Annotated in this window: 8 protein-coding genes and 1 pseudogene; 4 read left to right on the forward strand and 5 right to left on the reverse strand. The window is 70.0% G+C overall.

The annotated features are described in order from the left end of the window. The 4 genes from VGR06_RS17185 to VGR06_RS17200 all read left to right on the forward strand — a co-directional run. Nucleotides 1-583: DUF5753 domain-containing protein (locus VGR06_RS17185; protein ID WP_327560089.1), on the forward strand; the 583-nt coding region annotated here is incomplete at its 5' end. Further along, on the forward strand, nt 546-722 hold the full coding sequence (locus VGR06_RS17190) for a DUF397 domain-containing protein (RefSeq protein ID WP_327560090.1): 177 nt from the start codon (nt 546-548) through the stop codon (nt 720-722). The genes VGR06_RS17185 and VGR06_RS17190, both read left to right, overlap by 38 nt. A 33-nt stretch (nt 723-755) precedes the next feature. Next, entirely contained in the window at nt 756-1364 is a 609-nt protein-coding gene (locus tag VGR06_RS17195; protein WP_327560091.1) for a type IV toxin-antitoxin system AbiEi family antitoxin domain-containing protein, read from the forward strand. Next, nucleotides 1354-1629, forward strand: a complete 276-nt coding sequence (locus VGR06_RS17200) for an endonuclease domain-containing protein (RefSeq protein WP_327560092.1) — start codon at nt 1354-1356, stop codon at nt 1627-1629. The genes VGR06_RS17195 and VGR06_RS17200 overlap by 11 nt, the downstream gene beginning before the upstream one ends. Nucleotides 1630-1685: 56 nt before the next feature. Here the strand turns inward: VGR06_RS17200 and pglW are convergent, their stop codons facing one another. The 5 genes and pseudogenes from pglW to VGR06_RS17225 form a co-directional block, all read right to left on the reverse strand. Beyond that, the gene (pglW, locus tag VGR06_RS17205; protein ID WP_327560093.1) at nt 1686-5849 is read right to left on the reverse strand and encodes a BREX system serine/threonine kinase PglW; all 4164 of its coding nucleotides are present in this window, start codon (nt 5847-5849) and stop codon (nt 1686-1688) included. A gap of 96 nt (nt 5850-5945) precedes the next feature. Then, nucleotides 5946-6566 carry a restriction endonuclease gene (locus tag VGR06_RS17210; protein ID WP_327560096.1) on the reverse strand — a complete coding sequence of 207 codons (621 nt, stop codon included), beginning with the start codon at nt 6564-6566 and terminating at the stop codon, nt 5946-5948. 33 nt (nt 6567-6599) lie between these two features. Continuing rightward, nucleotides 6600-6857 (reverse strand): annotated as a pseudogene (locus tag VGR06_RS17215) (winged helix-turn-helix domain-containing protein); the annotation flags it as partial. A gap of 2 nt (nt 6858-6859) precedes the next feature. Next, complete coding sequence (locus VGR06_RS17220; protein ID WP_327560094.1) at nt 6860-7696, reverse strand: SWIM zinc finger family protein; 837 nt, start codon at nt 7694-7696, stop codon at nt 6860-6862. Continuing rightward, nucleotides 7689-8061, reverse strand: a 373-nt coding sequence (locus VGR06_RS17225) for a C-terminal helicase domain-containing protein (RefSeq protein ID WP_327560095.1), incomplete at its 5' end; no start/stop codon positions are given. The genes VGR06_RS17220 and VGR06_RS17225, both read right to left, overlap by 8 nt.

Genomic DNA, 8061 nt, shown 5'->3' on the forward strand with positions numbered 1-8061 from the left:
CGTCGAGGTCGCCCCACTCCTGGTTCCGGGCATCCTGCAGACCGGTGACTACATCCGGGCGATCATGACGACACCCGGTGTCCCGTCCGGCGAGATCGCGTCGCGCGTCACTACCCGGCTCGGCCGCAAGGAGATAATCACCAAGCAGAACCCGGCCGACTTGCTGGTGCTGCTTGGCCGAGCCGCGCTCAACCAGGGCATCGGCGGCCGGCAAGTGATGATCGAGCAGCTCGCGCACCTGCTGGAGATGGCATCCCGCCCCAACGTCGAAGTCCGCATCGTCCCGGACGACCGCGGCTGGCATCCGGGACTGGAGGGTGACTTCACGTTCATCGAATCGAGTCGGGCCAACGCAGTGCGCAGCGCATCGACGACCACGTCATCCATCGTCTTCGTGGGCATTCGCCAGACAATGCTCATGCTCCACGAGGACCGCGATGTGAACCCCTATCGATGGGCAATCGACCAGATCATGAAGGTAGCGCTGCCGCCCGAAATGTCTGTCAGCTTTATCGCCGATCTTCGCAATCGAATGGAGAAGCGCCGTGGCATCTCAACACACCTGGCGGAAGTCGCTCCGTAGCCAGAACAACCAGAACTGCGTCGAGCTGTGCGGCACGCTCGACCAGGTGCGGGACTCGAAGAACGTGGCCGGGCCGGCATTGCGGGGAGATGTGCCGGCGTTGGTGCGGGCCATCCGGGCGGGCGCGTTCGACCACTGAGGACTGTCAGACCCCGCCGGCACACTGCCCGGCGTGACGATCGAGGGAGTGCTGCGGCGGCAGGCCGGCGTGGTCAGCAGGGCTCAGGCCCTGACCGAAGGCATGAGCTCGGCGACGATCAGCCGGCGGCTCGCGCGCGGACTGTGGGTACGCCTGCTCCCACGGGTGTACCTGGCGGCCGGCCACGCGCTCACGGCCGAGGCGCGGCTGCGGGCCAGCTACCTGTGGGCCGGGCTGGGCGCGACGGTGTGCGGTGCCGCCGCGGCCTGGTGGCACGGTCTGTGTGCCGAAGCGCCGACCTGGGTGGAGATCACGATCCCGCACCACCGGCGACTGCCGGCCCAGCCGGGAATCCAGGCGCACCGGCGCGACCTCCAGTCGGCGGACCGGGTCGAGGTCAACGGGCTGTGGGTGACCGCCGTGCCACTGACGGTCCTCGATGCCGCGGTCGCACTGGGCACCACGGGGTCACACCTCATGGACCGCGCGCTGCAGCACCGGTTCACCGTCACCGACCTGTACGCCGCCCACTACCGCAATCTCGGGCGGCGCGGCTCGGCGGACGCCGCCGAACTGCTCCGCGCCGCAAGCGACCGGGCGGCCTCCGGAGGCGGAGCGGCTGCTGGTCGCGTTGCTGGGTGACGCGGGGCTGGCCGGGTGGCGGTGTGGGTACCGGGTCGACCGGTACGAGCTGGACTTCGCCTTTCCGGCGGAGCGGATCGCCATCGAGGTTGACGGCTGGGCCTGGCACTCCGACGTCGAGCGGTTCCGGCACGACCGGCGGCGGCAGAACGTTCTCGTGCTGGCCGGCTGGACGGTGCTCCGGTTCACCTGGCACGACCTGACCGTCCGGCCGGACACCGTGACCGCCCAGATCCGGGCCGCCCTGGTTCGAACGGTGGCATGATCACCAGAATGGGAAAACCACGCTCATATTCGAGCGTGACCTTCCCATCTTGCTGATCATGCGGCGCCGTTCAGCCAGGACGGGGTGGCCATCACCCATTCTTCGGGGGTGCCTTTGGGGAGGGTGAGCGGGCCGACGTGCGGGTGCTGGCGCTCGTCGCCGGCCGGGCAGATCAGGATCAGGGTGTCCGGGCCGTCCGGGCTCCCGCCGTAGCGCGCGTTGTCGATGAGCCGGTTGAGCAGCTTGGCGCCGGCCGGGTAGCGGCCCAGCGGGGTCAGGCCGTCCAGCACCAGAACCCGGTTGCCGGCCAGCTCGGCCGCCATCGCGTCGAAGGTCCGGGCCAGCAGGCGGGCCAGGTTGAGCTGGTCGCGGCTGTCCGGGTCGGCCGCGTCGGCGCGCAGCACCACGCCGAAGTCGGGGATCTTGGCCGCGGTCGCCTGGGCGCGCAGGATGCGGACGAACATCGCGGACACGTCCACCGGCTCCGCCACGATCTCGTGGATCTCCTGCCGGGCCCGGGCCGCGCGCTTGGGGCGGACCGTGACGAACCGGACGCCGCCGTGCCGGACGGCCTCGGTCAGCCGGGCCGGCACGTCCGCCATCACCTTGCCCTCGACGGCCCCGGCCAAGGAGGAATCCGACCGTCGTGGGGAGGCCAGCCCGGTCACGGTCGTGCTCGGCGGCCGGAACCTCTCACCGTCCCAGGTCAGCTCGAAGCCGGCTTTCTTGCACAGGTCCTGGAGCTGTGTGCTGTCCGGCAGTGGGTCAAGGCCGGGGAATCGTTTGGTGACCCGGAGTTTGAGGTCCTCGGCGTCGAGCCCGCCGGCCGGGAGCCCGGCGCCGGCCTGGGCCAACCGGATGGCCCGGACCGGCTTGAGCTTGCGCGGGTAGAGTTCCATCCGGGCGTTGGCGAGGACGGTGCCCGACGCGGACGCCGCCAGCTGGACCAGGCGCCGCTCCCCCCACACCCAGTCCATCGGCCGGGCCAGCTCCTGCAGTCGTCGGACCACGGCGGCCGGGGTCGGCAGCGGGTCGCCGGCGGCCAACTCGATCGCCTCGTCGCCGAGATTTGCCGCCAGGTCAAGCAACTGGCTGTCGGCCACGGTGTCCAGCGGCTCGTCCCGGGCGGCCTGCAACGCCACGAGGAGGCGGCCGTTGTGCCGCCTGGTGGCGAACCGCGGTTCTTCGGCGAGATAGTCCCGCTCGATCAGCGCGCGCAGCACCGCGTAGGCCAGCGGCATCCGGTGCTCGACCGGCACCGTGTCCGTGAAGCCGTAGTGGTCGTGGATGCGTTCGGCCAGCTCCGCCGCGGTCGCGACCCGGTACAGCGCGATCAGGTCGTCGACCAGCTTGATGTGCATGGTTTTCAGGTGTGCGTTGGACCGCCACACCTTGCGGCGGCCGGACAGGACCTGGGCGATCCGCCCGTTGCTGAGCCCTTGCTTGGCAGCCACCTGCACGTTGGTCGGCCAGCGCACGTCGGGGAGCGTCCCGGCGTCGGGCAGGCCGAGCAACAGCTTGGTGATGGCGATCGTCGAAGCGTTGCGAACTCCCGAAGCGGGCAGCAGGGACGGCACGATCTGGTCGAGCGGCGCGCCGGAGGGCGGCAGGCTGTCCACGCTCGCCCCACCGAGCAGCTTTCGCCGCCACACCGTGTGCCGGTTGACCAGCTCCTGCCGGGTCTTCTTGCTCAGGCCGCGCGCGTTCCACAGGGTCCGATAGGGAACGTCGATGAGGTCGCCCACGGTCTGCGCGCCAAGCCGCTGAGCGACGGCGACCGCGCGCAGGGTCAGTCCGGCCGCGTCCAGTGCGGTGTCCGCGTCCGCCCGCTCGGCCGCCTCGTCGCGCAGCTCCTGCGGATCGTCGGACGCGGACAGGGAGCTGGTCGCCGGGCCGGTCTCGTCGATGGCGGCGAAGACCAGCCGCCAGGCTTCCCGCATCGCGGCCGCGGTGGGGTGGCGACGGTCGGCGTCGCGCTGGAACGCCGTGGTGAAGAACTCGACGAGCTGCTCACGCAGCGGTGCGGCGAACAGCTCGCTGGACAGGGTCACCTCGCCGGCGAAGCTTGGGTCGGTGCCGTCCGCGCTCCACGTGGGCAGCTCCAGGCTGGCCATCTCATGCAGGGTCACCGCGACCGCGTACCGTTCGGCGGCCGGGTCGTACTGGGGGCGGCGGGGTTCGCGGAGGAACGGGTCGACGTAGCCTCGGGTGCCCGCGTGGAGGTCCGATGTGGACACACCGGCGAGCGAGAAATCGAACAGCACCAACCGTTTGCCCTGCTTGGGGTGCTCCTTGATGCCGAGGTTGTCCGGCTTGACGTCCCGGTGGAACACCTTGTTGCGTTCCAGGTAGGTCACCACGTCGAGCAACTGGTCGCCGTATCGCTGAAGCTGGTCGGGGAACAGCGCGCCGTCCTGGCGCAGGAGCGCCGCCAGAGTCTGCTCGCCGGCATAGTCGAGCTCGATCGCATGCCGCTCGCCGACCGGGAACACGCCCCGCCGCCGCACCACGAGGTTTTCGTGGCGCAGGTGCTCGAGCGTGGCCTCCTCGTCGTGGAGGCGGTTCACCGCCTCCTCCGACCGGGAGACCTTCACCACGGTCGTCTCGTCGTCCCGGCGGACCAGGAAGGCGCGCGCGGTGGCTCCGGTGCCGAGCACCTGCAGCACCTCGTACTCGGTGCCGGCGAGCGTCTCCCCCGCAACCGCCTCCCACGGGTCGGCCCGCCCGGCCGCCTCCGCGTCCGGTTTCGCCAGGGCCTGGTCGAGCTCGGTCAGGATGTCGGCCACGTCGTCGTAGCGGTCCCGCACGACCGGCGCGGTGCACATCGCGATCAGGGCGAGCAGGTCGTCGGGGATGCCGTCCACCACGGCCGACGGGTGCAGGCCGCCCTCCAGCCGCAGCCGCGCCATCAGCTCGTCGCGGTCGGCCGCCGGTGGCCGGCCGGTGAACAGGAGATACCCGACCGCACCGAGGCCGAAGACGTCCGTCGCGGTGGTCCCGGTGACCTCCAGGCTGTTGCCCGGATCCGGAGCGACGAACTCGGGGGCCAGATAGGGGGCCGCCGCCTTGTCGATGTGGCCTACAGCCCCGCTGCTGGGCACCAACCGGTGCGCGGTCGCCGGATCGGTCAGGGCCCGCGCGGCCGCCTGCCACTCGCCGACGCGCAGGACCGGGCGGGTCCAGTCCGACCCGGACGGCTCCACCACGACCGCCCGCGGGGACAGCGCCCGGTGCACCAGCCGCCGCTCGTGGGCGTACCGGACCGCCTCGGCGAGCTGGCGGAACATGTCGACCCTGGTGGGCAGGTCCAGCTTGTCGTGGTACCTGGCCAGGTAGTGGTCCAGGCGCATCGCGTCCCGGGACTGGTCGATGATCAGTGCCGGGCCGAGCGGATGGCTCTCCAGCTCGTTCGGGCAGAGCAGACCGGGATGCCGGATTCCCTGGCAGGCCCGAAACTCCCGGTCGGCCGCCTGCGAGATCGACCGGCGCTGGTCGTTGCCGGCGGCCCGCTGGTAGAGGTAGATCCGCACCCGGCGGTGCTCCCCGGGCAGATCGTCCCGGGTGGCGTGATGGTCCTGCCAGGTAGGCCCGGACTCGTACGGCCGCTCCTCGATCCGCCAGCGGCCGACGGTCACCATCCGCTCGCTGGGCCTGATGCCGATGTTCCGGAGCAGCTCGTCGACCCTGGCGAAGAAGCGCGGCTCGGGCGGCTGACGGGGCGGCGCGGTCAGCAGGTCGGTGCCGATCTGCGGCAGGCCGTTGTGATTGCCCTCCAGGCCGTAGACACCGTCGCGCTGGCCGTCCTCCAGCTTGCACTGCATACCCGGCTCGGTCAGGAACACCGCGGCGGACAGGAACGGCACCTTGATCTTTTCCTTGGCCGCCTGGCCGCCCAGCAGGTGCTTGAGGTCCTTCGCCTTCTGGTCCGCGGCGATCCACGGGTTGTCCATGGTGCGCCCGCTCTTGGTCATCCAGGTCCCGTGCCGGCTGCCAACCCAGCCGCGGATGCTCTTCAGCTCGAGGAGGTAGAGCCCGCTCGGCGCGGCGACGAGCAGGTCGACCTCCCTGGGGTGGCCGCTCGGCGAGATGAACGTGAAGTTCGACCAGGCCTGGTAAGGGTGCCGATCGGGCAGCAGCGTACGGACGTGCGTGAGCCCGGCCCGCTCATGCGGGTAGTCGGACAACGTGATCTCATGCCACCGCTTCGATTGCTCGTCCACGGCCGGCTCGCTCCCCTCGTCCTTCGCGCGTCGGTGAGAAGCTACCTCACAGGCAGGACAACCACCGGGAACGTGCGCGGTGACGATGCCGGGGCGTCAGGTCTGGTCGAAGAAGTCTTCGTCGATGCGCTTGAGGACGAAGGTGCTCTCGTCCTGAACGCCGACGTTGTGCAGGATCATCAGCTCGGCGAGCCGGCGGCCGTCGATGAGCACGATTCGGTTCGGTATTCGCTCGACGTAGGAGCGGGCTTCGTTGCTGAAGCGGCTGGTGGTGATGAATACTCCCCGATCGGCCTGCACTCCGTGAAGTGCACCGACGAACGCCTGAATGTCGGGGCGTCCCACCGGTCTGTCTGCGGCATAACGTTTGGCCTGCATGTACATGCGGTCGAGGCCGAGCACGTCCTGCCGGACGACACCGTCGATGCCACCGTCCCCGGACCGGCCCCACTGCTCCGCGGCGCCGGCCCTGCCGCCGTAGCCCATGGCAGTCAGGAGCTTGAGCACAAGCCGTTCGAGGAATGCCGGCTCCTGATCGAGCACCCGCTGGAGTACCTCGGTGGCGAGCGCTTCGTGGCCCTCCTTGACGGCCTCTGCGATGGCCTCAAGTGGAGTGTCTCCATTGTCACCGCCGGAGGCATCCGGCTCTCCCTTGGGGACGGCGCGGGTACGACTGCGGAAGTCCCGATATTCCGCGAATCGGGCAAGGAGCTGCATGTCAACCCGGGACGGATTCTCGGCGAGAACGTCCGAGCCCCGCCGCGTGATCTCCACGTGCCCCCGTCTCGGCCGGCTCAGCAGGCCAGCCTGCACCAGGTGAGTGATCGCCCACTACACACGGCTGTCGAACCGACTTCCGCCGCTGTCCAGCCGCTCGGCAAGCTCGTCATCGCTGACCTGGAACTGAGCGGCGCACCTGTCGCGTAGCCACTGCCACGGGTGGACCTCGCCGCCTGCCGCGATTCGCAGAATCGGCAGCATCACATCCTGAAAGTTGGGGATCGCCATGCTCAGCCTTCAGGTACCTGCCGTTGGCTACCGCGCCCGAAGGTCAAGTAGGCCGGCTTGAGTAGTTCGGTCAATGATTGGCCGCGCACGGCGAGCGTGAGGGCGGGAAGCTGGTCGAGCAGGGCCAAAGGCGAAGTTGCCGGTGGGCTGGGTGTCCGGATATCGGCCTGTGCGGCGAAGTAGGTGTCGATGGAAGCGGCGAGAGGACGGCTGGTCTGTTCGGCGCGGTCGGCGGCCGGGGGGCCGGCGGTGCGGGCGGCCTGCAGGTTGGCGAGTAAATCTTCGCGTTCGCGGCCGCGCCAGGCGAGGATGGCGAACGGGTCGTCGTCGAAGGACTCGGCGAGCAGGTAGAACGTGGCTGCGAGGTGCTTGCACGGGACGGCCTGGTCGGGGCAGGAGCAGTCCAGGGACAGGTCCCCGGAGCTGTCCGGGAACAGGGACAGGCCCAGGGCGGTGAAGACGTCCTCGATGTCCTCGGGCATCTCGCCGGACAGCAACATGGCCGTGTACCAGGCGTTGCCGGCCAGGGCGCGCTCGGCCTGGGTCCATTCGGTCTTGCCGAACGCGGGGATTCCGATGCGGACCCGGTAGGGGCGGGGACGGCTGCCCTGTACCTGCGCGGTGACCGAGCCGGGAGCCACCTCGAGGGAGATCACCTGGCCTTTGCGGGCGTAGGTTCGGCCGCGCTCGAGGCGGTTGCCGATGCCGATGTCCTCCAGCACCTCGATGAACCGCTCCGACCACCAGGTCTGCGCGATGGCGCCGCGGGTGCTGCGGGCCTGGATGCCGCCCTCGACCGGGCGGGGGCGCGACGGCGGCGGGAACCAGTTGTTATTCACCCACGGCTCCTTCGGACAGGGCGAACACCTTGCGAAGGTCGCGGGTGGACAGTTCGGTCAGCCAGCCCTCGCCGTCGGTGACGACGAGATCGGCGAGGGCCTTCTTCTCCTCGATCATCTCGTCGATCTTCTCTTCCAGCGTGCCGGTGCAGATGAACTTGCGCACCTGCACGGTGCGCTTCTGACCGATGCGGAACGCGCGGTCGGTGGCCTGGTTCTCCACCGCCGGGTTCCACCACCGGTCCAGGTGCACCACGTGGTTGGCGGCGGTGAGGTTCAGCCCGGTGCCACCGGCCTTCAGCGACAGCAGGAAGATCGGCGGCCCGTCTCCGGACTGGAAGCGCGCCACCAGCTCGTCGCGCCGC

The organism is Actinophytocola sp. (assembly GCF_036002505.1).
GTDB lineage: Bacteria > Actinomycetota > Actinomycetes > Mycobacteriales > Pseudonocardiaceae > DASYTH01.